This is a genomic window from Rhodococcus sp. NPDC059968 (genome assembly GCF_042738615.1).
In the GTDB taxonomy this organism is placed as follows: domain Bacteria; phylum Actinomycetota; class Actinomycetes; order Mycobacteriales; family Mycobacteriaceae; genus Rhodococcus_F.
Window position 1 is genome coordinate 1 of record NZ_JBHWUE010000122.1, and the last position, 25,897, is coordinate 25,897.

Below are 25,897 nucleotides of genomic sequence, written 5' to 3' on the forward strand. Positions count from 1 at the left end.
GCGCCGGACCGTCCGCGGTCCGGCGCGGAGTCCGTTCGATCGAAAGGAACTTCATGAGCGACACCTCTCTCGCCCGCCGTCATCGGGTCGTGGTCATCGGATCGGGATTTGGCGGCCTCTTCGCCACCAAGGCTCTGAAACGGACGGACGTCGATGTCACTCTGATCGATCGCACGACACACCACCTGTTCCAGCCGTTGCTGTATCAGGTGGCGACGGGAATCCTGTCCGAGGGTGAGATCGCGCCCGCGACCCGGCTCGTCCTCGAGGACCAGCAGAACGCGTCCGTCCTGATCGGCGGAGTCGAGAAGATCGATGTCGCCGACCGGACCGTCACCTCGATGCATCGCGGCCGCACCACCGTCACCGAATACGACAGCCTCGTCGTCTCGGCGGGTGCCCGCCAATCCTATTTCGGCAACGACCATTTCGCCGAGCACGCACCTGGCATGAAGACGATCGACGACGCCCTCGAACTGCGCGGCCGCATCCTCGGCGCCTTCGAAAGCGCCGAGGTCAGCACCGATCCGGCCGAGCGGACGCGACTCCTGACGTTCGTCGTGGTTGGCGCCGGACCCACCGGAGTCGAGATGGCCGGGGAGATCGCCCAACTCGCGCATCGCACTCTCGCCGGCGCCTACCGCACCATCGATCCCCGTGACGCGCGGATCATCCTGCTCGACGCGGCGCCCACGGTGCTCCCGCCCTTCGACGAGAAACTGCGCCGAGCTGCCGCCGACACGCTGGAGAATCTGGGAGTCGAGATCCAGCTCGGCGCGATGGTGACCGACGTCGACGACGACGGACTCACCGTCCGCGACCAGGACGGTGCCGAGCGGCGGATCGAGGCCGCGTGCAAGATCTGGTCCGCCGGAGTCGCCGCCAGCCCGCTGGGCCGGCAACTGGCCGAACAGACCGGCGCCGCCACCGATCGCGCCGGCCGCGTCCTCGTCGAACCCGACCTCACCCTGCCCGGCCACAGCAACGTCTTCGTCGTCGGGGACATGATGAACCGGGACGGTCTTCCCGGCGTCGCCCAGGTCGCGATCCAGGGCGGCCGCTACGCCGCGCAGCTGATCGCCGAGGAGGTGCGCGCCCACCGGAAGGGTCGCGACATGCCTGAACGCGCCCCGTTCCGATACACGGACAAGGGCAGCATGGCCATGATCTCCCGCTTCCACGCGGTCGCGAAGGTCGGCCGCCTCCAACTGACCGGGCTGCTCGCCTGGCTGCTCTGGCTCCTGATCCACCTGGTCTACATCGTCGGATTCAAGAGCCGACTCGCGACCGCCATGTCCTGGACATGGTCGTTCCTGGGCAGGACGCGGGGACACCTGGCGGTCACGGAGCAACAGGTGGTGGCGAGGACGGCCATCAACCGGCTCGATGCCTGGGAGGATTCCCGGGCGGTACCCGAGGCGGCGACGGCCTCGGCACGGTGAGTACCGTCGCCTCCGTGCCTGCTTCCGCTCTCACCGTCGGCATCGACGTCGGTGGTACCAGTATCCGGGCCTGCGTAGTCGACGAGACCGGCGAGGTACTCGACTCCGTCCAGGCACCCACACCACAGTCGGCGAAAGCCCTCGAGGACGCGCTCGACCGTGCAGTCCGCGAACTCGCGTCCCGTCATCGGATCGCCGCCGTCGGTCTCGCCGTGGCCGGATTCATCACCTCCGACCTCACCACCGTGCGCTTCGCCCCGCACCTGCCGTGGAAGAACGTGCCGGTGGCGAACGACCTGAGCGACCGGCTCGGACTCCCGGTGGTCCTCGAACACGACGCGAACGCGGCGGCGTGGGCGGAGCACCGGTTCGGTGCCGCCGCCGGTGGTCGCAATGTCGTAATGGTCGCGATCGGCACCGGCATCGGTGCGGCGCTGCTCATCGACGGCACGCTCTACCGCGGCAGTTTCGGCGTCGCTCCCGAGCTGGGCCACCTCCAGGTGGTGCCGGGCGGCCGACCGTGCGCGTGCGGCAAGCGGGGGTGCTGGGAACGGTATTGCAGCGGAACCGCGCTTGTGGACACGGCCATCGAGCTCCTCGCCGCCGACCCGACGAGTTCGACGGTGCTCGCGCGAGAAGTGGCGAGCGATCCGGGATCGCTCACCGGCCGCCGTATCGCGAGCGCCGCGCGGGACGGCGACCCGCTCGCCGTGCGCACCATGGAGGAGTTCGCACGGTGGCTCGGCGTCGGACTCGCCATGATCGGTGACGTCTACGACCCCGATCTCGTCGTCGTCTCCGGTGGTGTCAGCGGTTCGGCTCCGCTGTTCCTCGACCACGCGCGGGACGTCTACGCCTCTCTCGCAACCGGTTCCGGGCACCGCCCCCTCGCCCGCATCCGCGAAACACAACTCGGCGAATCGGCCCAGCGGATCGGGGCCGCGACGATGGCCAGGGACGCGCTGCTGAACGGAGCTCCGCTCCCCGTGCGTGGTTGACGAGTCTCTGGACTCGTCGAGCACTCACGAGCGGCGGAGCCGTCCGCAAGATTCTCCGATATTTGTCGGCGGCCCCCGGTAGGATCGAAGATACGTTCGATACCGGGGGGTTGAAGACTATGGGGGACAGCAGTTCCAGCGAGGTCGCACTCGACGCGGCACCGCCTGGGATAGTGGCGATCGAGGCGTTGCGCGTCGGCAAATCGGTGCTGGCGCAGGCTCAGTACCGCCAAGTTGTGGCGGTTACCGAGTTCTACGACCTCTGCTGCGACGAGGACGAGCGCCGCGGCATCAACCCGGCCCACTCCGGTTCCCATACGTCGGTGGAGGTGTCGGTCGCACTGGGAATGAACGAACCGGTGGTGACCGCCTGGATCGACCTCGGACTCGACCTGCGCCACCGATTGCACGGCACCCGAGTCGCATTCGCGGCCGGGCGGATCGACCTGGATCAGGCGCGGGTCATCGCCGCCGTGCTCGCCGGCGTCAGCGACTCGAAGTTGGAGCAACTCGAAACCGCGATCCTCGACGGTCGCTCCCTGCCACCGTCCAAACTGCGAGCCCGCGCTCGTCGGCTCATCGCCCGTCACGACGCCGTTCGACCACGACCACCCCGAGAACGGTGGTCTCACCGTCGAGTCGAATCTCGCGTGCCTGTGCCGACGTCACCACCGGCTGAAAACCGACGGCTCCTGGACCGTCCGCCAGACCGGCGGAGGGAACCTCGAATGGACCACGCCGCGCGGTGACACCATCCGAACCGAACCCGAAGGGGCAGCAATCGAACTCACCCACAACCACATCCGCGGGGTGCAGCGCCCCCGTGCCCTCCGACTGCTCACCGAGCGCTCCCACGACCAGCAGGACGAGGTGTATCTGAACGAACTGCACGGGAGGCTGGCCACACACCACCACGCACCGGCACCACCACCCGAAGGCGGCGGCACCGGTGCGTGAGAGCGTGCGATCAGTGGGCGGCGACGGCGGCGGTGCTGCCCGCAGCGGACGCGTCGGGCCTGTCTGCGCCGAGGCGGTCCTCCAACTCTTCGAGGCTGCGCCCCTTGGTCTCCGGGACGAAGCGGTACACGAAGTACACCGATACCAGGTTGACGAGGACGAACAGGCCGAACGTTCCGGTGGATCCGAGGACGGAGTTCAGGATCGGGAAGACGAATGAGATCAAGGCGTTCGTCGTCCAGAGCACGAAGACCGCTATGCCCATGGCGAACCCGCGGATGGCCATCGGGAAGATCTCCGAGAGCAGCAACCACACGCAGGTTCCGATGAAGCACTGCACGAAGGCGACGAACACCATCATCGCGGCGAGGATGATGTAGCTGCGGCCCGTGGACGAGGGCAGCAGGAACACCAGGGACAACGCGGCCTGCGAGGATGCCACACCGACGAAGCCGGTCAGCAGCATCTTGCGACGATTCACGAAGCCCAGCAGGATGATTCCGAGAATTGTCATGACCACCGAGGTGACACCGACCGCGATGGTGGCCACCAGGGACGCGCTGACACCCAACCCGCTCTGTTCCAGGATCGTGGGGGCGTAGTAGTTGACCGTGTTGATGCCCGTCGCCTGCTGCACGATGGCCAGACCGCAGCCGATCCAGAGGATCCGGCGCATCCAGGGGTAGTCGCGCAGATAGTGGACGGCGCCACTGACCTTCGAGTTCCGGTCGCGGGCGGCGTGGAGGCTGATGCTGGCGTACTCGACTGCAGCCTCCGACTCGCTGCGGCTCAATTCGAGGGTGCTGCGGGTCTCGGCGAGCCGGCCCTTCGACGCGTACCACCGCGGTGAATCCGGGAGTGCGAGCATGCCGAGCAGCAGGAGAACCGCGGGCACCGAGGCGATGGCCAGCATGTACCGCCACACCGTCGGATCCTCGATGAGGTGATCGAGCAGCGCGTTGATCGAGAAGGCGAGCATCTGACCGGTGACGATCATCAGTTCGTTGATGGTCACCATCCGGCCGCGACGCTCGACCGGCGCCATCTCGGCCAGGTAGAGCGGGCAGGTGACGGCGGCGGCGCCCACACCGAGACCGAGGACGATCCGCGCCAGCACCATGACCTCCACGTTGGGGGCCATCGCACACCCGAGGGCGCCGACGAGGAACAGACCCGCGCAGACGAGCAGTGTGCGCTTGCGGCCGAGAGCGTCGGACAACCGGCCTCCCAGCAGCGCACCGACGGCGGCACCCGGGAAGAGCAGCGAGCTCACGACGGTTGCTTCGCCGACGGCGCTGAGGTTCAACTCGTCCTTCATGTAGAGCAGCGCACCGGAGATCACACCGGTGTCGTAGCCGAACAGCAGGCCCCCTAGCGTGGAGATGACGGTGAGCTTGGTCAGGAAGCGTTTGTGACTGCGCTCGTTGCGCGCAGCGCCGCCGCTTCCGCGGGCACTGGCAGCCGAGTGGGTTGTCGACATCAGGTGTTGGCCTTTCTGGGGAATGCTCACGCATCGCGACACGGAAGATCGGTTCACGTGTCGATACCGCCCGAGTGCGCTCGACTCGATGCAGCCGAAGGGGCGTTCTCTCCTGGACTGAAGCGCTTCACTAACGCGCTTCAGTTACCTACTATGATGTGAATCACAGAGGGTGTCAAGGGCAGGCGTCGCGATGCGTGAGAATGTCCCTGACGACGCAACCGAGGGAGATCGAGATGCTCGACGAGCGAGCCACCACGCACGAAGGTGCGGAGCGGCTACCGGCCGGCCTGCACCGACGCCCCACGATGGCCGATGTCGCTACGCGGGCCGGGGTGTCGCGCACCCTCGTGTCACTGATCTTCAGCAACAAACCCGGCGCCTCCGACGAGACGCGGGCGCGGGTCCTCCAGGCTGCGGACGAACTCGGCTACCGACTCGATCGGGCCGCCCGCATGCTCGCGCGTGGGCGCAGCCGCACCCTCGGTGTGCTCATCGACGTCCACCAGACCTTCCAGGCCGACCTGATCGGAACCATCTACGCAGAGGCCGAGGCCGCCGGATACGAAGTCCTGCTCTCCGCGAGCGCACCCACCCGGGACGAACACAAGGCGATCGAAGCCCTCCTCAGCCACCGGTGCGAGGGGCTGATCCTGCTCGGCCCGCTCTCCGAGGTGGACTATCTGCGCACGCTCGCAGACCGTGCCGTCGTCACCGTCGTCGGCCGCGCACTCCCCCACACCGCCGTCGACACCGTGCGGACGGCGGACGCCAAGGGCATCCGGCAGTCCGTCGACCATCTGGTCGAACTGGGACATCGCGAGATCGTGCACGTCGACGGCGGCGCGGACCCGGGGTCACCCGAGCGGCGTCGCGCGTACCTCGCGGCGATGCGCAAGCACGACCTCTCCGACCACGTTCGCGTCATTCCCGGTCAGCACAGCGAAGAGGCAGGTGTCGCCGCCGCGAAAACCCTGCTGGCCGAGGACGGCCTGCCGACCGCCGTGCTCGCCGGCAACGATCGCTGCGCCCTCGGTCTCCTTGACGTGTTCACCCGCGCCCACGTCGACGTGCCGGGCGACATCTCGATCGTCGGGTACGACGACAGCCACCTGGCTCAGCTGTCGCGGATCGACCTCACCACCGTGCGGCAGGACACGGAGGGTCTGGCGCGGCACGCCGTGCAGTTCGCCATCGGCCGGCTCGAGGACGACGACCTCGACCCACAGGATTTCGTGATCGACCCCCACCTGGTGGTGCGCGGCACGACCGGGCCGGCCCGGTCGTAGCCGCGTCCACGGCCCGCCCCGATTCAGCGCAGAGGTAACGTCCTCACTTCGTGATGCTCCTGAGGTAGTCGACGCTGCGGACGACGTCGCGCACGGGGCCTTCGCCCTCCGGTTCCGACGCGAGGATGGTGTCCTGTTCGAGGACGTACCAGCCGTCGTAACCCTGATTCTGCAGCCGCTCGACCACCCCGGCGATATCCACGTCTCCGGTGCCCAATGGCGTGTACATCCCCTGCGCGACGGCCTCGGTGTAGGTGAGCTCGCCCGCCCGGACCCGCCCGAGAAGCGCCGCATCGACGTCCTTCAGGTGCGCGTGGGCGATCCGCTCGGGGGCCGTGGTGACGAGGTCGAGGGGGTCGGTGCCGCCGATCAGCAGGTGTCCGGTATCCAGGCACAGTGGGATCGACGAGCCGTCCAGGATGCGGTCCACCTCGGCATGGTTCTCGATCATCGTCCCCACGTGGGGGTGGATCACCGCCCGGAGTCCCCGGTCGGCAGCGGCCGACGACAGGCGGTCGAGGTTGCGCAACAACGTCTTCCATCCCGAGTCGTCGAGTTCCGGTCGCGAATCGTAACCGACGGCTCCCGTCACCGCCGCCAGGACCATCACCTCCGACCGCGACGCGACGAGCGAGTCGATCGCCCCGCCGACGGCAGCGACCGCGTCGTGATCCGGATCGTGGAGCAGCACCGGGACGAATCCCCCGACCGCCGTCAGGTCGTACCGGGCGAGGGTGTCCGTCAGCTCGTGCGGATCCGAGGGGAGGAATCCGTCCGGTCCGAGTTCCGTGGCGGCGAGGCCGGCGTCACGCATCTCGGTGAGCACCCGGTCGGGGTCGAGCTGGTGACCCCAGCCCTCCACCTCACACACTCCCCACGAAATGGGCGCACCTGCAAGTCGAATCGTCATCGTCGTGTTTCATCCAATCGCACCGGTCGGTGCTGTTGTAGTGGCAGTGTGGCCGTCTCGGCAATCCCGCTCACGGCTGCCGCCGGGTGGTCTGCGCGGCCAGACGCTCCGAGAGCACCGCCGGATCGGCGTTTTCCCGCAATGCGTCCCACACCGTGTCCACCTGAGTGGCCGGCGCGAGACTGTGCACCGGCTGATCGTGGTCGAGGTTGGTGGGGAACGGGTAGCACTCGGCCGTCGCGACGACGGCATTGCGGAGGGTGCGCTCGCCCGCCCCGGCACTCTGCCGTGCCAGCAGCGCCGGATACACGGCGTTCGCCATGGCTTCTCGGTCCAGCACCTCCATCGCCCGGCCGAACGGCGACGAGATCTGCAGCAGATTGGCCGTCCGCCGGATCGCGTCCGAACGGTTGTGACCTGCGCCGTGGTAGAGCGCCGGATTGAAGAACACCGCGTCGCCCTTCCGCAGCGGCAGCTGAACATGGCTGTCGCGGAAGAACTCGACGAACTCAGGCCGGGAGAACGCCAGGTAGCCCGCCTCGAACAGATGCGAGTACGGCAGATACAGGGTGGGTCCGCTCTCGACGGGCATGTCGCAGTGCGCCACCGCCCCCTGCAGTGTCAAGGCGGCCGACATCCGGTGCAGGTGCGCGGGGTATTCGGTCAGCTCGTGCCGGGGGACGATGCCGAGGTGGTAGTCCCGATGCGGCACCTGCGCGGCCCCACCGGGGTTGACCACGTTGACCTGCGACGTCACCTGATACAGCGGCCCCAGCCAGCTCTGGCAGATCAGCGCGAGAATGTCGTTGGCGTAGTACTCGGCGAAGACGTCCGGGGCGCCGAGCGCCAGCTTCTGCGCGGCGTTCCAGATGCGGTCGTTGGCGCCCGCCTTGCCGAAATGATCACCCACCACACCACCCGACGCGTGCTGCTGCGCGATGAGGAGGTCGAATTGTTCCGTGGCGCGGTCCACCACGGCGAGATCGCTGAAGGCGTTCTGGAACACCACGATTCCGGGGCCGTCGGTGAGCGCACGCACGAGTTCGGTCTGCACGGCGCGGCGGGACTGCGCGTCATCGAGGTGGGGAATCAGCGAGTCACTGCGGTACAGCAGGACGTTCTGTTCCACGGAGTGAGCGAACGGGTAGTCGGCGAGGTTCGTCGAGCGGTCCACCGAGGCGCGAAACGCGTCGAGATCGCAGTCGGAGTCGCGGATCCACTCACGCCGGCCGGTCGGCGGAGGAGTCGTGATGGTCATGGGGATAGTCTTGCTGTGATGTGAGCGGCAAACAACAGCAGAAGTCCATCATTTTCACCTCAGGAGGCGGCGGTGAAGCACCGCTACAGGGTCCGTGAGATCGCCCAGCAGTCGGGATTGAGCGAGGCAACCGTCGACCGCGTACTCCACGAACGCCCCGGAGTACGGGAATCGACAAGAGCGGAAGTGCAGCAGGCGATCCACGATCTCGACAAACAACGCACACAGTTGAAGCTGAGCGGGCGCAAGTTCCTTGTCGACGTCGTCATGCAGTCACCTGAACGTTTCACCACCGCGTTCCGCGCGGCCGTGGAGGCGGAACTGCCCGCTCTCGCCCCCGCCGTCGTGCGCTCACGATTCCATTTCCGGGAAACGGGCTCCACACCCGCGATGGTCGAGACCCTCGATCGGATCGGCGCCCGCGGCACACAGGGCGTGATCGTGAAGGCGCCCGACTCCGTCGAGGTCGTCGAGGCCATCGACCGGCTCACCGCGGCGGGGATTCCGGTGGTCACCTATGCCACCGACGTGCCGGCCAGCTCACGGGCCGGCTACGTCGGGATCGACAACCGGGCCGCGGGGGCGACTGCCGCTTACCTCGTCGACCAGTGGCTCGGCGACATGTCGTCGGCCGTCCTGATCACGCTGAGCAGCAATGCCTTCCGAGGCGAGGAGGAACGGGAGATGGGGTTCCGCGCCGCACTGCGGCGTTTCGGCACCGACCGTACGGTGATCGACATCGCCGAGAGCGACGGGCTCGACGCGACCATCGAGAGCCTCGTGCTCCGGGCGCTCGGACAGAACCCGGACATCGCGGCCGTCTACTCGATCGGCGGCGGCAACGTGGCCACGGCCCGCGCATTCGAACGCACCGGCCGCACCTGCCGCGTGTTCATCGCCCACGACCTCGACGGGGACAACACGCGCTTGCTGCGGTCGGGCACGCTCTCCGCCGTGCTGCACCACGACCTCCGGGCCGACGCCCACCTGGCGTGCCGCATGCTGCTGCAGGCCCGGGGCGCGCTCGGTGGAGTCGTGACTGCCGCGTCACCCATCCGCGTGGTCACCCCGTACAACCAGCCGTGACGGCGTAGATCAGCGACTCACCCGCGCCTAGCTGCCCTGCCCCTGGGGGACGGGGACGCCGCGCGATTGGAACCAGCCCGCCGGATCCATTTTGGTTCCGTCGACCGCCCACACCTCGTAGTGCAGGTGCGGTCCGGTCGACTGTCCCCGGTTGCCCATGGTCGCGATCTGGTCGCCGGCCCGGACCTGCTGCCCGACCGACACCAGTGAAGTGTCGATGTGGCCGTACACGCCGGTGGTGCCGTCGTCCTGCTGGATGCGGACCCACAGCCCGAATCCCGACGCCGGACCGGTCTCGATCACGGTGCCGTTGGTGACAGCCTTGATCGAGGTGCCGATGGAGTTGGCGATGTCGATGCCGTTGTGGTTGGTGCCCCAACGCGGACCGAAACCCGAGGTGAAGGTGCCGTCGGCCGGGACCAGCACGGCGGGTCGACGTGCCGCTTCCTCGGCCGCAGCCTGGCGCGCAACCTGTTCGGCGGCCTCGCGAGCCAGCCGTTCGACCTCAGACTTCTCGAACGCCAGCCGCTCGACCTCACGTTCGGCGGCGCGCTGGAGTTGCTCGGCGTAGTCGACGGGTACCGGGCGCGTGACCTGCAGGAACTGGGGCGGCGTCGAGAGAGACACGCCCGTCTCGGTCGTCGCCTGCGCCACCTCACCGGTGGCCGCGGAGGCGATGCCCCCGGATGTGAGCAGAGCAGCGGCCGCCAGCGAGGTCGCCACCAGCCGTCTGCGGGAGGTCTTCGTCGAACGGTGGCGCTGGGCGCGCCGGGCTTGCGGGACGGTGTTCGGGTGTAGAGCCAAAACCACATTCCTCTGTCGAGTTCGTGATTGATAACGAAACGGTCACGGTTTCGACACAGGTTAGTACGGATCGGCCTGAATCCCGCGCGTCGCAATGACGCGCTTGGGGAAATTTTACTCCCGGAGTTGGATTTCTCGACCTCATCAGTCACATGCACCTCGTGGGCACACTTCGACGACAGTGGTCACGCTCCAGAAGTGTCGGACGTCACGGAGCCCGCGGTCGTGACCGCGGGCTCCGTGACCTTCGTTGTCGACCGCTCAGCCGGCCGCCCGCAGCTGGGCAGCAAGACGCATCGCGGAGTTCGCGTCCCCGTATCCCTCGTAACCGCCGACGCGTTGCACCACCTCGAAGAACAGGTCGGCGCCCACCGTCTGGGTGAACAGGTGGAAGAACTCGCCATGGGCATCGGCGTCGTACATGATGCCCGACCCGCTCATCCGGTCCAGGAGTTCACGGGAGAGTCCGAAGCGGGCGTCGAGGTCGTCGTAGTAGTTCGGCGAGATCACGAGCGGCTCGAACCCGTTGGACTGCATGGTCGCGGCGGCGGTGAAAATGTCCGTGCACGAGAACGCGACGTGGCTGATGCCGCCGCGCCGAGCCGCGGCGATGTGGGAGTTGCCCGAGACCGCACCCGGAACCATGTTCAGGGAGATGCGCAGCGGACGGTCGACGCCGTCGGCACCCGTCTGATCCATCGTCAGCGCTTGACTGCGCATCATTCCGACGGCGTCGGTGACGTCGAGGCCCTCGTGCGGCGCCATCGCGAACACCGAACGGAGCAGCAGCATGATGCCGTCCCAGTTGTCGGACGGCACGGCGAGCGCCACGTGATCGACCCCGGTGAACACGGGCACCTCGTCCTGCCAGCGCGACTCCGTCGGATACAGATCGAACGCCGACTGCCACGAGGCGGCACTGCCCGGACCGCGCAGATCCAGCGACGTCGCATCGGTGATCTTCAGACGCACCACATCCGATTCGGGGGCCGTGTCCACACCGGGCAACAGGACCTCGTGCACCGGGACCTCGAGCGCCGCGGCGCGCTCACCCCACGCGTCGGGATCGCTCGACCGGATACCGATCTGGGTGAGCACCGGCAGGTGCGCCGGCAGACCCGGAGCGGTCCACACGGTGCCCGCGGTCGCGTCGACCACGATGGTCATCCGGCCGTGTCGCCACAGCTGGAGGTCGTGGCTGCGGTGCCGGCCCACCAGACGGAATCCGATGTGCTGCAGCGCCTGTCGAAGGTCGGAATCCTTGCCGGGACCGGCCGCGAGCCGGAGCGACACGATGCCTTCGAGGGGCGCGCGCGGCGGCGGCTCGAACAGGGCAAGACCGCGACCGGTGTCCTCACCGTGCTCGGCCTGCACTCGCGCGACCTCCTCCTGGAGGTACAGCAGCGAGCGGTGAGCGTCGGCGGCCGTGCGGCCCGTGGAAGACTGCCGGAACGTGTCGTTGAAGATCTCGAGCGACCACGGTCCGGTGTATCCGGCTGCCTGGACGTGCGCGCCGAACGTCGCGAGATCGAAGTTGCCCTGCCCCGGGAAGTTCCGGTGGTGCCGGCTCCACTGCAGGATGTCCATCGACATGCGGGGCGCGTCGGCGAGTTGGAGGAAGAAGATCTTCTCCCCCGGGATGTCGCGGATGCCGGACGGGTCGTCGCCGCGGGAGAGGATGTGGAAGCTGTCGAGGCAGGTGCCGAGGGCAGGATGGTCGGCGTCCTGCACGATCTTCCACGCGTGCCGGTACGTGTTGACGTGCGTGCCCCAGGCCAGCGCCTCGTAGGCGATGCGGAGTCCCCGGCTGTGTGCGCGCTCGGCAAGAGTGTGGAGTTGCCCGGTAAGGCGGGCGTCGTCTCGCACCGCCTCGGGCAACGGCGAGGAGCACACCAGCAGGGTGTCGCATCCGAGCTGCTCCATGATGTCGAACTTGCGCTCGGCTCGGATCAGGTTGCGCGCGAACGTCGCGTCGTCCACGGAATCCAGATCGCGGAACGGCTGATACAGATCGAGGGTGAGTCCGAGATCCGCTGCACGGGAAGCCAGCTCACGCGGCGACCACGGCGAGCTCACGAAATCGGGTTCGAACACCTCGAATCCGTCGAACCCGGCCGCCGCGATCGCGGTGACCTTCTCCTCCAGCGATCCGCTCAGGGATACCGTGGCAACGCTCGTACGAACCTGTTGTCCCATGGTGGCGTCAGCCCTTGTTGCAGATGAAGTCGACGGCCAGCGCATAGCCGAGGATGCCGAGTCCGGCGATCACACCGGTCGCGACTCCGGACACGTACGAGTGGTGCCGGAATTCCTCGCGGGCGTGGACGTTGCTGATGTGCACCTCGACGAGAGGCACCTCGAGCGTCACGAGGGCATCGCGCAACGCCACCGACGTGTGCGTGAAACCACCGGGGTTGATCACGACGCCCGACGCCGTGGTTCGGGCCTCGTGCACCCAGTCGATCAGATGACCCTCGTGGTTGGACTGCCGCGCGACGATCTCACGTCCGGCTTTCGCGGCAGCCGTACGGCACAACTCCACGACGTCGTCGAGCGTCTCCCGCCCGTACACCTCGGGCTGCCGTTGCCCCAGCAGGTTCAGGTTGGGGCCGTTGAGAACAAAGATCGGTCCGGGAGCGGTCATCGCGCGCATTACCTCCATTTGTACGAACTAGTGAGTTAGTTCGCACCCAGGATACAGCGCGCTCCCGCCTAGGCGGACTTGTCTCGGCGTTCTCCCCGCTCCGGCTTGCGCGGGACGATGGTCGGAAGCACGTTGTCGTTGACCGTTTCGGCGCTGACCACGACCTTCTCGACGTCGTCACGGCTCGGGATGTCGTACATGACCGGGAGGAGGACTTCCTCCATGATCGCGCGCAGTCCACGAGCACCGGTGCCGCGGAGGATCGCCTGGTCGGCGATTGCCTCGAGCGCGTCCGTGGTGAACTCCAACTCCACGCCGTCCATGTCGAACAGCCGGTTGTACTGCTTGACCAGTGCGTTCTTCGGCTCGGACAGGATCTGGACGAGCGATTCCTTGTCGAGGTTGGTCACCGACGCCACGACGGGAAGACGGCCGATGAACTCGGGGATGAGCCCGAACTTGATCAGGTCTTCCGGCATGACCTCCGCGAAGTGGTCCTGCGTGTCGATCTCCGCCTTGGACCGCACCTCGGCACCGAAACCGATGCCGCGCTTGCCGACGCGATCGGACACGATCCGCTCGAGGCCGGCGAACGCGCCCGCCACGATGAACAGGACGTTCGTCGTGTCGATCTGGATGAACTCCTGATGCGGGTGCTTGCGACCGCCCTGCGGCGGCACGCTGGCCTGCGTGCCCTCGAGGATCTTCAGCAAAGCCTGCTGCACACCCTCGCCGGACACGTCCCGCGTGATCGACGGGTTCTCGCTCTTGCGGGCGATCTTGTCGACCTCGTCGATGTAGATGATGCCGGTCTCGGCGCGCTTGACGTCGTAGTCGGCGGCCTGGATCAGCTTGAGGAGAATGTTCTCGACATCCTCACCCACATAGCCGGCTTCGGTGAGCGCCGTCGCATCGGCGATCGCGAAGGGGACGTTGAGCATCTTCGCCAACGTCTGAGCCAGATACGTCTTGCCGCAGCCCGTGGGACCGAGCATGAGAATGTTCGACTTCGCCAGCTCGACCGTCTCGCCGCGCGCATCACGACCCTTGTCGCCGGCCTGGATGCGCTTGTAGTGGTTGTAGACCGCAACGGCGAGAGTCCGCTTGGCGGCATCCTGGCCGATCACGTAGTTCTCGAGGAAATCCCGGATCTCGGCCGGCTTCGGCAGCTCGTCGAGCTTCACCTCGCTGGACTCGGCCAGCTCCTCTTCGATGATCTCGTTGCACAGGTCGATGCACTCGTCGCAGATGTACACCCCAGGCCCAGCAATGAGCTTCTTGACCTGCTTCTGGCTCTTACCACAGAAAGAGCACTTGAGCAGATCCCCGCCGTCACCGATGCGTGCCATCTCGTCAGGTCCCTACTTCCTTCGTCTACGTGCAACCATCGAACCGATCCCACGCCGTGCGCGCACCGACCGAAAACGAAAGCCCGTTATGTGACCGTACCCGCAGATCGCGAGCGAGGTCGACTGGTTGTCGGTGATTCGCGCACCGATCTTCCGGGAAAGCCGGGCTTGCCGATCCCGCACCCGGCTCGCGGCAACCCCGCCGTAACGGCGTGTCGCCCGAGCCGGGGCGGCAGGAAATCACTTCTGGGCGCTGAGTTTGCGGTACTCGAGCACGTCGTCGATGATTCCGTATTCCTTGGCCTCGGCGGCCGTGAGGATCTTGTCGCGATCGGTGTCCTTGCGGATCACGGCGGCGTCCTTGCCGGTGTGCTTCGCGAGGGTGGTCTCCATCAGGCGACGCATCCGCTCGATCTCGGCAGCCTGGATCTCGAGGTCGGAGACCTGACCCTGGATGCCGCCGGTGGCGGGCTGGTGGATGAGGACACGAGCGTTCGGCAGGGCGAGACGCTTGCCGGGGCTACCGGCCGCCAGCAGCACCGCGGCAGCCGAGGCCGCCTGGCCGAGGCACACCGTCGTGATGTCGGCGCGCACGTACTGCATGGTGTCGTAGATCGCCATCAGCGAGGTGAACGAGCCACCCGGCGAGTTGATGTACATGGTGATGTCGCGATCGGGGTCCAGCGACTCGAGAACGAGAAGCTGAGCCATCACGTCGTTGGCCGACGCGTCGTCCACCTGCACGCCGAGGAAGATGATGCGCTCCTCGAACAGCTTGTTGTACGGGTTGGACTCCTTCACGCCGTAGCTCGAGTGCTCGATGAACGACGGCAGGATGTAGCGCGACTGGGGGCCTGCGGGCGCCTGGCCTCCCAGGCTGCGGGGATCGAACAGGTTGGTCATCAGTTCTCCAAAGGATTTGTGGGAGCGGTCAGTGACGAAGCCGGGCCGCTACAGCCCGGTCCCGCCCGCCTGCGCCGCGCGGGAGACGACGTGGTCGACGAAGCCGTATTCGAGAGCCTGCTTCGCGGTGAACCAGCGGTCGCGATCCGAATCGGCGGTGATCTGCTCGACCGTCTGACCGGTGTGCTCGGCGATCAGCTCGGCCATTTCGCGCTTGGTGTGCGCGAACTGCTCGGCCATGATCGCGATGTCACTGGCGGTACCACCGATTCCGGCGGACGGCTGGTGCATCATGATCCGCGCGTGCGGAAGCGCGTACCGCTTGCCCTTGGCCCCGGCGGAGAGCAGGAACTGGCCCATCGACGCGGCCAGGCCCATCCCGAACGTCGCGACGTCGCACTCGGCGAACTGCATCGTGTCGAAGATCGCCATGCCGGCGCTGACCGAGCCGCCGGGCGAGTTGATGTAGAGGGAGATGTCCCGGCCGGGATCCTCTGCCGACAGCAGCAGGATCTGAGCGCACAGCTTGTTCGCGATGTCGTCGTCGACCTGGGTACCGAGGAAGATGATGCGCTCACGCAGTAGGCGCTCGTACACCGAGTCGCTGAGGTTCAATCCAGCGGTGGCTGAAGTCATGGCGGGACTCTGCAAAGTCTCCAGGTGATTGGAAGTCACGGTACCTGCCTTCTCCGTAAATCGTTGATTGCTGACACAGACACTAACGAAGCAGGGCGGCACCGGAGTCCCGGTGCCGCCCTACTTCGCTCAAAGCGGAAAACAACTCACAGCCGAACGCGAGAAAAACATCCCGCGACCAGCATTACTTCTGGTCTTCGCCCTCGGCGGAATCCGACGCAGGCTCGTCCGCGGACGCAGCCTCCTCGGCCTCGGCCTCACCGTTGCCGAACAGTTCGGCGGTGTCGACAGCGGCACCCGAGGTGTCGGTGACGGTGGCCTGCTCGACGACACCGGCGAGAGCCTTGCCGCGACGCACATCCGCGAAGACGGCGCCGAGCTGACCGGCCTGCTGGATCTGCTGGATGAACTGCTCGGGCGCCATGCCGTAGCGCTGCGCCTGGAACAGGATGCGCTCGGTGAGCTCGTCCTGGCCGACGGTGACGTCGGACGCGTCGGCGATGGCGTCCAGCAGCAGCTGGGTCTTCACCGAGCGCTCGGCGCTCTCCTTGGCGTCGTTGTCGAACTCTTCGCGGCTCGTGCCCTGCTCCTCGAGGAGCTTGTTCAGCGCTTCCTCGTCGTGATCGAGACCGTGCACGGCGTCGTGCAGTGCAGCGTCGACCTCGGCCTTGACGACGGCCTCGGGCAGCGGGACCTCGACGGTCTCGAGCAGGGTCTCGAGGACCTTGTCGCGGATCTGACCGGCCTGCTCGACCTTGCGAACGCGTCCGACGCGCTCACGCAGGTCGGCCTTCAGCTCGTCGAGGGTGTCGAACTCGCTTGCCAGCTGAGCGAACTCGTCGTCCTCGGCAGGCAGCTCGCGCTCCTTGACGGTGCCGACGGTGACGGTGACCACAGCTTCCTTGCCCGCGTGGTCACCGGCGACGAGCGTCGAGGTGAACTCCTTGGACTCGCCGGCCTTGACGCCGACGACGGCCTCGTCGAGGCCCTCGATGAGCTGGCCCGAACCGACCTCGTGCGACAGACCGCTCGCGGTGGCCTCGGGAACGGCCTCACCGTCGACGGTGGCCGCCAGGTCGATGGAGATGAAGTCTCCGTCCTCGACCGCACGCTCGACACCGGTGAGGGTGCCGAAGCGCTGACGCAACGACAGCAGCTGCTCCTCGACGGCCTCGTCGGTGATCTCGATCGGATCGACGGTGACACTCAGCTCGCTGTAGTCGGGCAGCGTGATCTCGGGACGGACGTCGACCTCGGCGGTGAACTCGAGGAGCTCGCCGTCCTCGATCTTCGTGATCTCGATCTCGGGCTGACCGATCGCCTTCACCGAGGCGCTGGTGACGGCCTCGGAGTAGCGGGACGGGAGTGCGTCGTTGACGACCTGCTCCAGGACTGCGCCACGACCGACACGAGCTTCGAGCAGCTTGGCCGGTGCCTTGCCCGGACGGAAGCCGGGGAGACGGATCTGTTGCGCGAGGGCCTTGTAGGCCTTGTCGAAATCAGGCTTGAGCTCCTCGAAGGGCACCTCAACGTTGATACGGACTCGCGTCGGGCTGAGCTGCTCGACGGTGCTCTTCACGGACTGGCTCCTTCGTGTGGTCGTGCTCTTCTACTGTGCGGCAGTTGCCTGCCCTGTGGTTCTGGTCGGGGTGACAGGATTTGAACCTGCGACCCTCCGCTCCCAAAGCGGATGCGCTACCAAGCTGCGCTACACCCCGGTCGAAGCCGGCTCCCGCCAACCTCGCGGGGACCCGAGGAAGAATCCTACGGCCCCCCGATTATGAAATCCAAAGCGAGGTTGGGTACAGTCACTCATCGCAGACGACATGCATGGCGATCCCAGGTTGTCGTATGCACGGGGATGTAGCTCAATGGTAGAGCCTCAGTCTTCCAAACTGATTACGCGGGTTCGATTCCCGTCATCCCCTCCCCACAGGAGCGTTCCCACCCCAGGGAACGCTCCTTTTTCGTCGTGCGCGGGCGGCCGTGCACACGTCGGCCGCTATGACATGCGTCACAGGGACGCGCGACGTACCCGCACCTCTCTCACTCCGGACCACTCCCCGTTCGCCGAGCGCGTAACCACGATTTCGGTCAGTACTCTGGGAGATGTCCGATTTGTCCCCAACTCGTGGATGCTTCAGCCCCGCAGCCGGCGGTCCGCGAGAACTCCGGAGGCCCACCGTGGAACTGCTACTCATTCTCGTGATCGTGGCGGCGGTCGCCTTCCTGGTGGTGAAGAGCCGCAGCAACCGCGCCGGGCAGACCGCGAACCAGCTCGAGGACGCCAAGGCGGACGCTCGACAGGCCATCGAACGGCTCGGCGGACAGGTCTACAGCCTCACAGGATCCGACACCGCCTCCCAGCAGGCCCTCGCCGACGCGTCCGAGCGGTACACCGCGGCCGGCTCCCAGATCGATCAGGCCGGGACGCCCGTCCAGGCGCGTCTCGCCAAGCAGACGGCGCTCGAGGGTCTCTACTACATCCGCGCCGCCCGGACGGCCATGGGCATGGACCCCGGCCCGGAGATTCCGTCGATCGACGGCCAGAAGTCCGCGGGAGCGGTGACCGAGGACCGGGAGGTCGAGTTCGAGGGGCGGCAGGTCGCGGCGTCGCCGAACCCTTCGTCGAAGACACCGAACTACTACCCCGGCGGCCGTGTTGCGGGACGCCCGGTTCCGGCCGGCTGGTATTCGGAGCCGTGGTGGAAGCCCGCTCTCGTCGCGGGCGCCTGGGGCCTGGGCTCGATGTTCCTGTTCTCGGCGATGTTCTCCGGGATGGCCGGAGTGGGGTACGACGCGCAGGGCTTCGAGAGCGGAGCGGGCGACGCGTCCCAGGACACCGGTGACGCAGGCGGAGACGCAGGCGCGGACGGCGGCGACTCCGGGGGAGATGCCGGAGACGGCGGCGGCGACATGGGCGGGGACGCCGGTGGCGACGGCGGCGGATTCGACTTCGGTGGCGGCGGAGACGGCGGCGGATTCGACTTCGGTGGCGGATTCGACTTCTAGCCGGCCGTCAGGAGGGCTGGCAGCTCGGGCACCAGAAGAGGTTGCGGCCCTTCATGACCGAGTGGGCCACCGGGGTGCCGCAGATCCGGCACGGTGACCCCGCCCGCCGGTAGACGTACGTCCGGGGACGGTCCTTCGCATACGCCGGATCGCCGTGATCGTCCTCGGGACGGACGACGTGCATCTTGCCGCGGCGGACCCCGACCTTCATCAGGGCGACGAGGTCGGCCCACAGTGCGTCCCACTCGTCACGGGACAGCGCACGACCGGGCCTGTCAGGGTTGATTCCGTGCCGGAACAGGACCTCCGCCCGGTACACGTTGCCGATGCCGGCGATGACGGCCTGATCCATCAGCAGTGCCCCGATCGGGGTCTTCGACGCCGAGATGCGCTTCCACGCCTTGTCGGGGTCGGCATCATTCCGCAGCGGGTCCGGCCCCAGCCGCGCCTCGATCGCGGCGACCTGCGGCGGATGGAGAACCTCGCAGGCCGTCGGACCACGGAGGTCGGTGCCGAATTCGGCGCCGACCATCCGCATCCTGACCTGCCCTACCGGTGGTTCCATGGGAACGGCCGATTCCGTGAACGCTCCGTACAGACCCAGGTGGACGTGCACGACCAGTCCGGACTCGTAGTGATGCCACAGGTGTTTACCCCAGGCCTCGGACTTGACGAGAACGCGGCCGTCGACGAGCGCAGCGTCCTCGGCGAATCTGCCCTGCGGGCTCAGCACCCGCACCGGCGAACCGGCGAACCGGCGTTGGTGTAGCCGGGCCAGCCGGTGCAGGGTGTGACCTTCGGGCAAGGACGATCAGGCCTCGGGCAGGGCCGGGGCGACGCCGGTCTTCTCGAACTCGGACAGGATGTCGATGCGGCGCTGGTGGCGCTCCTCGTTCGACCACTCCGCAGCGAGGAACGCGTCCACGATCGCGAGGGACTCCTCGAGGGAGTGCATGCGGCCGCCGAGGCCGATCAGCTGAGCGTTGTTGTGCTGGCGGGCCAGCTGCGCGGTCTCGACGCTCCACGCCAGGGCACATCGCGCACCCTTCACCTTGTTCGCGGCGATCTGCTCACCGTTGCCGCTGCCGCCCAGCACGATGCCGAGGCCGCCCTCGTCGGCGACGACACGACGGGCCGTCTCGATGCAGAAGGCGGGGTAGTCGTCGAGGGCGTCGTAGACGTGAGCGCCGCAGTCGACGGTCTCGTGGCCCGCGGCCTTCAGGTGTTCGATGATCTCGTTCTTACGTTCGAATCCGGCATGGTCGGCACCCAGGTATACGCGCATGACTGGTGATTCTGTCAGGCGTCCTCGCGAATCGTGGCAGGGGCCCGGGACGCTTATCGTGATCAGCATGTATCCCGACAACGGACAGAACTGGGGACAGGCGTATCCGGGACGTCGGCCGGCCCCCGCGCAGCACCAGTGGGGCGGCGGGACGGGATGGAATCCTCCGGTCCCGCTGCCCGGCCTCATGCCGAACGACAGGCCCGCCCGGCACTCGTGGGAGATCCCGCTGCTCGTGGTGGCGATCGTTCTCACCGTCGTCGCCTACGTTGCGGCGATCGCGGCGCTCTTCCTCGGCGTGGTGTCCACCTGGGTGCTCATCGTTCTGGTCGCGCCGATCCTCATCGCGGTCGGCCGCGGCCAGCTCTACGGCTCGCAGCAGGTGAACGGGATCAAGATGACACCCACCCAGTTCCCCGACGGGTATCGGATGGTGGCCGACGCGGCCGCACGGTTCGGGATGACCGAACCGCCCGACGCGTACGTCGTGCTCGGGAACGGCCGGATCAACGCCTTCGCGTCCGGACACGGTTTCCGCCGGTTCGTCGTGGTGTACAGCGATCTGTTCGAGATCGGCGGCGAGGCCCGCGAACCCGACGCCCTCGCCTTCGTCATCGGCCACGAGGTCGGTCACATCGCGGCCGGTCACGCCTCCTACTGGCGACAATTGGGACAGTTCGCCGCCAACTACATTCCCGTCGTCGGATCGGCCCTGTTCCGATCGATGGAATACACCGCAGACAACCACGGCTACTGCGTCCGGCCCCAGGGCGCCCGCGGCGCGATGGGCGTTCTCGGCGCCGGCAAATATCTCGTGAGCATCGTCGGATTCGACGAACTCGCCGACCGGGCCACCACCGAACGCGGATTCTTCCCGTGGTTCGTGAATCTGCTGTCGGGACATCCGGTACTGACCTGGCGCGCTGCCGCCCTGCGGAACAGGACCCGGCACGGTCACCTGTTCGTCAAACCCGGCCAGATCTACCGCGATCCGCAGCTACTGCAGTACGCGGCCGACCCGGCCGGGCCCGTCACGCGGTGACCGTGCCCGGGATCAGGGCTCAGTCGAACTGGGGATCTTCGGTCCGGGTGCGCTTGAGCTCGAAGAAGTGCGGGTAGCCGGCCAGCGCGACCGCACCGTCCCACACCTTGCCCGCGTCCTCGCCACGGGGAATCCGCGACAGGACCGGGCCGAAGAACGCGACGCCGTTGACGTGGATGGTCGGGGTTCCGACATCCGGTCCGACGGCGTCCATGCCTGCCGCGTGACTCTCGCGCAGAGCGGCGTCGTAGTCGTCCGCTTCGGCAGCCTCGGCCAGTTCGGCAGGCAGCCCGACCTCGGCGAGCGACTTGACGATCACGTCGCCCAGGTCCTTGTTGCCCTCGTTGTGGATCCGCGTGCCCATCGCGGTGTACAGCGGCAGCAGGATCTCGTCGCCGTGCTTCTGCGCGGCCGCGATCAGCACCCGCACCGGACCCCACGCCTTGGTCATGAGCTCGCGGTATTCCTCCGGCAGATCCCGGCCCTCGTTGAGGACGGCCAGGCTCATCACATGGAAGTTCGCCTCCAGGTCCCGCACCTGCGTGGCCTCGAGGATCCATCGCGAGGTGATCCAGCACCACGGGCACAGCGGGTCGAACCAGAAATCAGCGACGTCCTTGGCGGTCCCGGCGTTCGTACCAGCACTCACGTGATGCTCCTTCTCGGCGATGTACACATTCCCGTTCAGTCAACACCTGCCTGCCGGGAATCCTTCCCGGAGACCCCGCTCGCGGCAGTAGGGTCGGAAGTGGTCGACCGGAAGGGAGCATCCTCACATGTCCTCCACTCGCACATTCGTCGTCGTCGGCGGCGGCCTCGCCGGAGCGAAAACGGCAGAAGCATTGCGTGACAAGGATTTCGACGGATCGATCATCCTCCTGTCGGGGGAGGAACATCTTCCCTACGAGCGACCTCCGCTGTCGAAGGAACACTTCGCGGGCAAGAAGGCGCTCGGCGACTTCACCGTCCACCACGGCGACTGGTACCGCGACCATCACGTGGACCTGCGGCTCGGCACCACCGCCACCGACCTCGACCTCACCGCCCACACCGTGACGCTGCCGGACGGTTCCACGGTGGGATACGACAAGCTCGCGCTGGCCACCGGTTCGCGCTCACGCCGACCACCGATCCCCGGTTCCGACGCCGAGGGCGTCCACTACCTCCGCACCGTCGACGAGTCGGACAGTCTGATCGGGGCGGTCGCCGGTGGCCGACGGCTCGTGGTGATCGGCGCCGGCTGGATCGGTCTCGAAGTGGGAGCCTCCGCGCGGGAGAAGGGCGCCGACGTGACGGTGGTGGAAGCCGCCGAGCTTCCCCTGCTCGGCTCGCTCGGCCCCGAGATGGGCACGGTGTTCGCGGAACTGCACCGCGAACACGGCGTTCAGCTGCATTTCGGCGCCACCGTCGACGAGATCGTGGTCGAGGACGGCAAGGCCACCGGCTTGCGGCTCGGCGACGGAACGGTCCTGCCCGCCGACGCAGTCCTCGTCGCGGTCGGCGCCGCCCCCAACATCGAGATCGCGCAGCGGGCCGGACTCGACGTCGACGGCGGGATTCTCGTCGACGCCGGACTGCAGACCAGCGACCCCGACGTCGTCGCGGTGGGCGACATCGCCGCGCAACTGCATCCGCAGCTCGGCACCCGAATTCGGGTCGAGCACTGGGCGAACGCCCTCAACCAGCCGGCGGTCGCCGCCGCCACCATGCTCGGGCACGAGGCCGAGTACTCGAGGCTGCCGTACTTCTTCACCGACCAGTTCGATCTGGGCATGGAGTACACGGGTTACGCCCCGTCCGACGGATACGACCGGGTCGTGGTGCGCGGCAACCTTCCCGGACGCGAGTTCCTCGCCTTCTGGCTCGACGCCGACAACCACGTCCTCGCCGGCATGAACGTCAACATCTGGGACGCCACCGATCAGATCAAGCAACTGGTGTCCTCGTCCGCCCCGGTCGATCCCGACCGGCTGGCCGACCCCGGGGTGCCGCTGACCGACCTGTCCGGTTAACACCCCGGTCCCACTCGTGATGGGATGGCAGCATCGAGTACGAGCACCGCCGCCGATCACGAGGAGACCTCTGTGGCCCCACCGAACCTGACCCGCGAACAGGCAGCCGAACGAGCCGGACTGCTGACCGTCGACAACTACCTGATCGAACTCGACCTCACCGACGGGACGGGTCAGCCCGGAGTCGAGACGTTCTCCTCCCGCACGACCGTCACGTTCGGGGCCACCTCCGGCGGCTCCACGTTCGTCGACATCGTCGCGGCCCGTGTGCATTCGGCCACGTTGAACGGCTCCCCCGTCGACGTCTCGGATTACGACGAGTCCACCGGCATCACACTCACCGATCTCGCGGAACGCAACGAACTGGTGGTCGAGGCCGACTGCGCGTACTCGCACACCGGTGAAGGGCTGCACCGCTTCGTCGACCCGACCGACGACGCGGTGTACCTGTACTCACAGTTCGAGACCGCCGACGCCAAGCGCATGTTCGCCTGCTTCGACCAGCCCGACCTGAAGGCGACGTTCGACGTGCACGTCACGTCCCCCGCCGACTGGAAGGTGATCTCCAACTCCGCGACCGTCGAGACGGTGGCGGCGGAACCCGGCCGCCACATCTTCCGCACCACGCCGAAGATGAGCACCTACCTCGTCGCGCTCATCGCCGGCCCGTACGCGGAGTGGACCGACAACTACTCCGACGAGCACGGCGACATCCCCCTCGCGATCTACTGCCGCGCCTCCCTCGGGAAGCACATGGACTCCGAGCGCCTGTTCACGGAAACCAAGCAGGGCTTCGAGTTCTACCACCGCAATTTCGGCACCCCCTACGCGTTCGGGAAGTACGACCAGCTGTTCGTCCCCGAATTCAACGCGGGCGCAATGGAGAACGCCGGCGCCGTGACGTTCCTCGAGGACTACGTCTTCCGGTCCAAGGTGACGCGGGCGTCGTACGAGCGGCGCGCCGAGACCGTGCTGCACGAGATGGCGCACATGTGGTTCGGCGACCTCGTCACCATGCGCTGGTGGGACGACCTGTGGCTCAACGAGTCCTTCGCGACGTTCGCCTCCGTGCTGTGCCAGAGCGAGGCCACCGAATACACCAACGCCTGGACCACGTTCGCCAACGTCGAGAAGTCCTGGGCGTACCGGCAGGATCAGCTGCCGTCCACCCACCCCATCGCCGCCGACATCCCGGACCTCGCCGCGGTCGAGGTGAACTTCGACGGCATCACGTACGCGAAGGGCGCCTCCGTCCTCAAGCAGCTCGTCGCGTACGTCGGGCTCGACCCCTTCCTGTCCGGCCTGCGGGACTACTTCCGTGACCACGCCTTCGACAACGCCACGTTCGACGACCTCCTCGGCGCACTCGAGAAGTCCTCGGGCCGCGACCTGTCCGACTGGGGAGCCCAGTGGCTCAAGACCACCGGGCTCAACATCCTGAGCCCCGAATTCGACGTCGACGCGGACGGCAAGTTCACCCGGTTCGCCGTGCTGCAGTCCGGTGCCGCACCGGGTGCCGGTGAGCGACGGGTGCACCGCATCGCCGTCGGCGTGTACGACGACCGGGACGGCAAGCTCGTGCGCACGAAGCGGGTGGAACTCGACCTCGACGCCACCGAACGCACCGACGTCACCGAACTCGTCGGTGTCGAACGCGGTCAGCTGATCCTCGTCAACGACGACGACCTCACGTACTGCTCGCTGCGGCTCGATCCCGACTCGCTCGCCACCGCCATCGACCGCATCGGCGACATCGACGAGCCCCTCCCCCGCACCCTGGTGTGGTCGGCGGCCTGGGAGATGACGCGGCAGGCCGAACTCAAGGCGCGGGACTTCGTCGCCCTCGTGCAGCGCGGCATCGGCGCCGAAACCGAGGTCGGGGTGGTCCAGCGACTGCTGATGCAGGCCCAGACCGCCCTGCACAGCTACGCCGCACCCGAGTGGGCCAAGGAACACGGCTGGCCGGACTTCGCGAACCGGCTCCTCGAACTGGCACGGGAAGCCGAGCCGGGTTCGGATCACCAGCTGGCGTTCGTCAACGCGCTGGCGGGCGCGCAGCTGTCGGCGTGGCACACCGAGGTGCTGCAGGAACTGCTGGACGCCGCACCCGAGACGGTCGGGTTGCCGGGTCTCGTCGTCGACACGGACCTGCGCTGGCGTCTCGTCACCGCTCTCGCCGGGGCCGGTGAGATCGACGCCGAGGGCATCGAGACGCCGTTCATCGACGCTGAAGCCGAACGCGACCCCACTGCGGCGGGCGCCCGCAACGCCGCCGCCGCGGCCACCGTCCGCCCGCAGGCCGCGGTGAAGGAACAGGCCTGGAACCGAGTCGTCGGCGACGATTCCGTGCCGAACATCACCGCCCGCTCCATCATCGGCGGTTTCGCCGGTCACGGGCAGTCCGAGATCCTCGAACCGTACGTGGCCCGCTACTTCGCGGACATTCCCGCGGTGTGGGAGCGGCGTTCGAGCGAGGTCGCGCAGACTGTCGTGGTGGGTCTGTACCCGTCGTGGTCGATCAGCGAGGAGTCCGTGGCGGCAGCCGACGAGTTCCTGGCCGGCGACCGTCCGCCGGCCCTGCGCCGCCTGGTGGTCGAGGGGCGGGCCGGGATCGTCCGGTCGCTGGCGGCCCGGACGTTCGACGCGAGCTGATCGGTGGCCGATCCTGCCTGCCTAGTCCCAAAGCCGTGTAGTTAGGGCTTGCAGATAAATTAACCGTGTAGATTGCCTTTTCGGTGTCATGCTTGTGCTATGAGCGTGAGTGAGGATGTCAGGGCGTCGCTGGCGGCG

The 25,897-nt window shown here is 67.3% G+C and carries 23 protein-coding genes and 2 tRNA genes; 11 read left to right on the plus strand and 14 right to left on the minus strand.

The features are described 5' to 3' along the window. Nucleotides 1–53 precede the first annotated feature (53 nt). The 4 genes from ACFWAY_RS46635 to ACFWAY_RS46650 all read left to right on the plus strand — a co-directional run bounded on the left by ACFWAY_RS46635 (nt 54) and on the right by ACFWAY_RS46650 (nt 3,397). On the plus strand, nt 54–1,442 hold the full coding sequence (locus tag ACFWAY_RS46635; protein WP_378452200.1) for an NAD(P)/FAD-dependent oxidoreductase: 1,389 nt from the start codon (nt 54–56) through the stop codon (nt 1,440–1,442). After that, a complete protein-coding gene (locus ACFWAY_RS46640) occupies nt 1,439–2,440 on the plus strand; it encodes an ROK family protein (RefSeq protein ID WP_378452199.1) in 1,002 nt (333 codons plus the stop codon). Before ACFWAY_RS46635 ends, ACFWAY_RS46640 begins: the two co-directional genes overlap by 4 nt. Before the next feature lie 119 nt (nt 2,441–2,559). Beyond that, entirely contained in the window at nt 2,560–3,189 is a 630-nt protein-coding gene (locus ACFWAY_RS46645) for a DUF222 domain-containing protein (protein WP_378452198.1), read from the plus strand. A gap of 61 nt (nt 3,190–3,250) precedes the next feature. Continuing rightward, nucleotides 3,251–3,397, plus strand: coding sequence for a hypothetical protein (locus ACFWAY_RS46650; RefSeq protein ID WP_378452197.1), 147 nt, complete (start codon nt 3,251–3,253; stop codon nt 3,395–3,397). 10 nt (nt 3,398–3,407) lie between these two features. On the opposite strand, the gene ACFWAY_RS46655 is transcribed toward ACFWAY_RS46650, so the two are convergent. Continuing rightward, on the minus strand, nt 3,408–4,877 hold the full coding sequence (locus ACFWAY_RS46655) for a sugar porter family MFS transporter (RefSeq protein WP_378452196.1): 1,470 nt from the start codon (nt 4,875–4,877) through the stop codon (nt 3,408–3,410). A gap of 236 nt (nt 4,878–5,113) precedes the next feature. Here ACFWAY_RS46655 and ACFWAY_RS46660 point away from each other — a divergent pair, with 236 nt between their 5' ends. Then, nucleotides 5,114–6,166, plus strand: coding sequence for a LacI family DNA-binding transcriptional regulator (locus ACFWAY_RS46660; protein WP_378515394.1), 1,053 nt, complete (start codon nt 5,114–5,116; stop codon nt 6,164–6,166). Between the two features lie 43 nt (nt 6,167–6,209). Here ACFWAY_RS46660 and ACFWAY_RS46665 read toward each other — a convergent pair whose 3' ends face one another. Both ACFWAY_RS46665 and ACFWAY_RS46670 read right to left on the minus strand, forming a co-directional pair. Continuing rightward, the gene (locus tag ACFWAY_RS46665) at nt 6,210–7,076 is read right to left on the minus strand and encodes a sugar phosphate isomerase/epimerase family protein (protein ID WP_378515395.1); all 867 of its coding nucleotides are present in this window, start codon (nt 7,074–7,076) and stop codon (nt 6,210–6,212) included. Between the two features lie 70 nt (nt 7,077–7,146). After that, nucleotides 7,147–8,334: a phytanoyl-CoA dioxygenase family protein gene (locus tag ACFWAY_RS46670; RefSeq protein WP_378515396.1), complete on the minus strand. Its 1,188-nt coding sequence runs from the start codon at nt 8,332–8,334 to the stop codon at nt 7,147–7,149. Between the two features lie 72 nt (nt 8,335–8,406). Between ACFWAY_RS46670 and ACFWAY_RS46675 the strand changes: the two genes are divergently transcribed. Continuing rightward, nucleotides 8,407–9,420 carry a LacI family DNA-binding transcriptional regulator gene (locus ACFWAY_RS46675; RefSeq protein WP_378515398.1) on the plus strand — a complete coding sequence of 338 codons (1,014 nt, stop codon included), beginning with the start codon at nt 8,407–8,409 and terminating at the stop codon, nt 9,418–9,420. 27 nt (nt 9,421–9,447) lie between these two features. On the opposite strand, the gene ACFWAY_RS46680 is transcribed toward ACFWAY_RS46675, so the two are convergent. From ACFWAY_RS46680 to ACFWAY_RS46715, 8 genes are all read right to left on the minus strand, one after another. Continuing rightward, on the minus strand, nt 9,448–10,224 hold the full coding sequence (locus ACFWAY_RS46680; protein ID WP_378452191.1) for a M23 family metallopeptidase: 777 nt from the start codon (nt 10,222–10,224) through the stop codon (nt 9,448–9,450). A 261-nt stretch (nt 10,225–10,485) separates the two neighbouring features. Further along, entirely contained in the window at nt 10,486–12,420 is a 1,935-nt protein-coding gene (locus tag ACFWAY_RS46685; protein WP_378452190.1) for a bifunctional sugar phosphate isomerase/epimerase/4-hydroxyphenylpyruvate dioxygenase family protein, read from the minus strand. Between the two features lie 7 nt (nt 12,421–12,427). Continuing rightward, nucleotides 12,428–12,868, minus strand: a complete 441-nt coding sequence (gene aroQ, locus ACFWAY_RS46690) for a type II 3-dehydroquinate dehydratase (RefSeq protein ID WP_005248177.1) — start codon at nt 12,866–12,868, stop codon at nt 12,428–12,430. A 68-nt stretch (nt 12,869–12,936) separates the two neighbouring features. After that, a complete protein-coding gene (clpX, locus tag ACFWAY_RS46695; RefSeq protein ID WP_005248181.1) occupies nt 12,937–14,217 on the minus strand; it encodes an ATP-dependent Clp protease ATP-binding subunit ClpX in 1,281 nt (426 codons plus the stop codon). Between the two features lie 240 nt (nt 14,218–14,457). Next, nucleotides 14,458–15,120 carry an ATP-dependent Clp protease proteolytic subunit gene (locus tag ACFWAY_RS46700; protein WP_009474075.1) on the minus strand — a complete coding sequence of 221 codons (663 nt, stop codon included), beginning with the start codon at nt 15,118–15,120 and terminating at the stop codon, nt 14,458–14,460. Nucleotides 15,121–15,168: 48 nt separating this feature from the next. Then, nucleotides 15,169–15,756: an ATP-dependent Clp protease proteolytic subunit gene (locus tag ACFWAY_RS46705; RefSeq protein ID WP_378452189.1), complete on the minus strand. Its 588-nt coding sequence runs from the start codon at nt 15,754–15,756 to the stop codon at nt 15,169–15,171. 184 nt (nt 15,757–15,940) lie between these two features. Beyond that, complete coding sequence (gene tig / locus ACFWAY_RS46710) at nt 15,941–17,335, minus strand: trigger factor (RefSeq protein WP_378452188.1); 1,395 nt, start codon at nt 17,333–17,335, stop codon at nt 15,941–15,943. Between the two features lie 62 nt (nt 17,336–17,397). Then, a tRNA-Pro gene (locus tag ACFWAY_RS46715) sits at nt 17,398–17,474 on the minus strand. A 139-nt stretch (nt 17,475–17,613) separates the two neighbouring features. Here ACFWAY_RS46715 and ACFWAY_RS46720 point away from each other — a divergent pair. Beyond that, nucleotides 17,614–17,684: transfer RNA gene (locus ACFWAY_RS46720), tRNA-Gly, on the plus strand. Between the two features lie 256 nt (nt 17,685–17,940). Further along, entirely contained in the window at nt 17,941–18,768 is an 828-nt protein-coding gene (locus tag ACFWAY_RS46725) for a DUF1542 domain-containing protein (RefSeq protein WP_378452187.1), read from the plus strand. A gap of 7 nt (nt 18,769–18,775) precedes the next feature. Here the strand turns inward: ACFWAY_RS46725 and ACFWAY_RS46730 are convergent, their stop codons facing one another. Together ACFWAY_RS46730 and ACFWAY_RS46735 are read right to left on the minus strand one after the other, a co-directional pair. Then, complete coding sequence (locus ACFWAY_RS46730) at nt 18,776–19,573, minus strand: Fpg/Nei family DNA glycosylase (RefSeq protein ID WP_378515400.1); 798 nt, start codon at nt 19,571–19,573, stop codon at nt 18,776–18,778. Between the two features lie 6 nt (nt 19,574–19,579). Then, complete coding sequence (locus tag ACFWAY_RS46735; protein WP_378515402.1) at nt 19,580–20,053, minus strand: ribose-5-phosphate isomerase; 474 nt, start codon at nt 20,051–20,053, stop codon at nt 19,580–19,582. A gap of 58 nt (nt 20,054–20,111) precedes the next feature. Here ACFWAY_RS46735 and ACFWAY_RS46740 point away from each other — a divergent pair, with 58 nt between their 5' ends. Then, the gene (locus ACFWAY_RS46740) at nt 20,112–21,095 is read left to right on the plus strand and encodes a M48 family metallopeptidase (protein WP_378452260.1); all 984 of its coding nucleotides are present in this window, start codon (nt 20,112–20,114) and stop codon (nt 21,093–21,095) included. A 19-nt stretch (nt 21,096–21,114) separates the two neighbouring features. Here ACFWAY_RS46740 and ACFWAY_RS46745 read toward each other — a convergent pair whose 3' ends face one another. Further along, nucleotides 21,115–21,771, minus strand: coding sequence for a DsbA family protein (locus ACFWAY_RS46745; RefSeq protein ID WP_378452184.1), 657 nt, complete (start codon nt 21,769–21,771; stop codon nt 21,115–21,117). 100 nt (nt 21,772–21,871) lie between these two features. Here ACFWAY_RS46745 and ACFWAY_RS46750 point away from each other — a divergent pair, with 100 nt between their 5' ends. Next, a complete protein-coding gene (locus ACFWAY_RS46750; protein ID WP_378452183.1) occupies nt 21,872–23,107 on the plus strand; it encodes an NAD(P)/FAD-dependent oxidoreductase in 1,236 nt (411 codons plus the stop codon). A gap of 72 nt (nt 23,108–23,179) precedes the next feature. Next, nucleotides 23,180–25,759, plus strand: a complete 2,580-nt coding sequence (gene pepN / locus ACFWAY_RS46755; protein ID WP_378452182.1) for an aminopeptidase N — start codon at nt 23,180–23,182, stop codon at nt 25,757–25,759. Nucleotides 25,760–25,897: the final 138 nt, after the last annotated feature.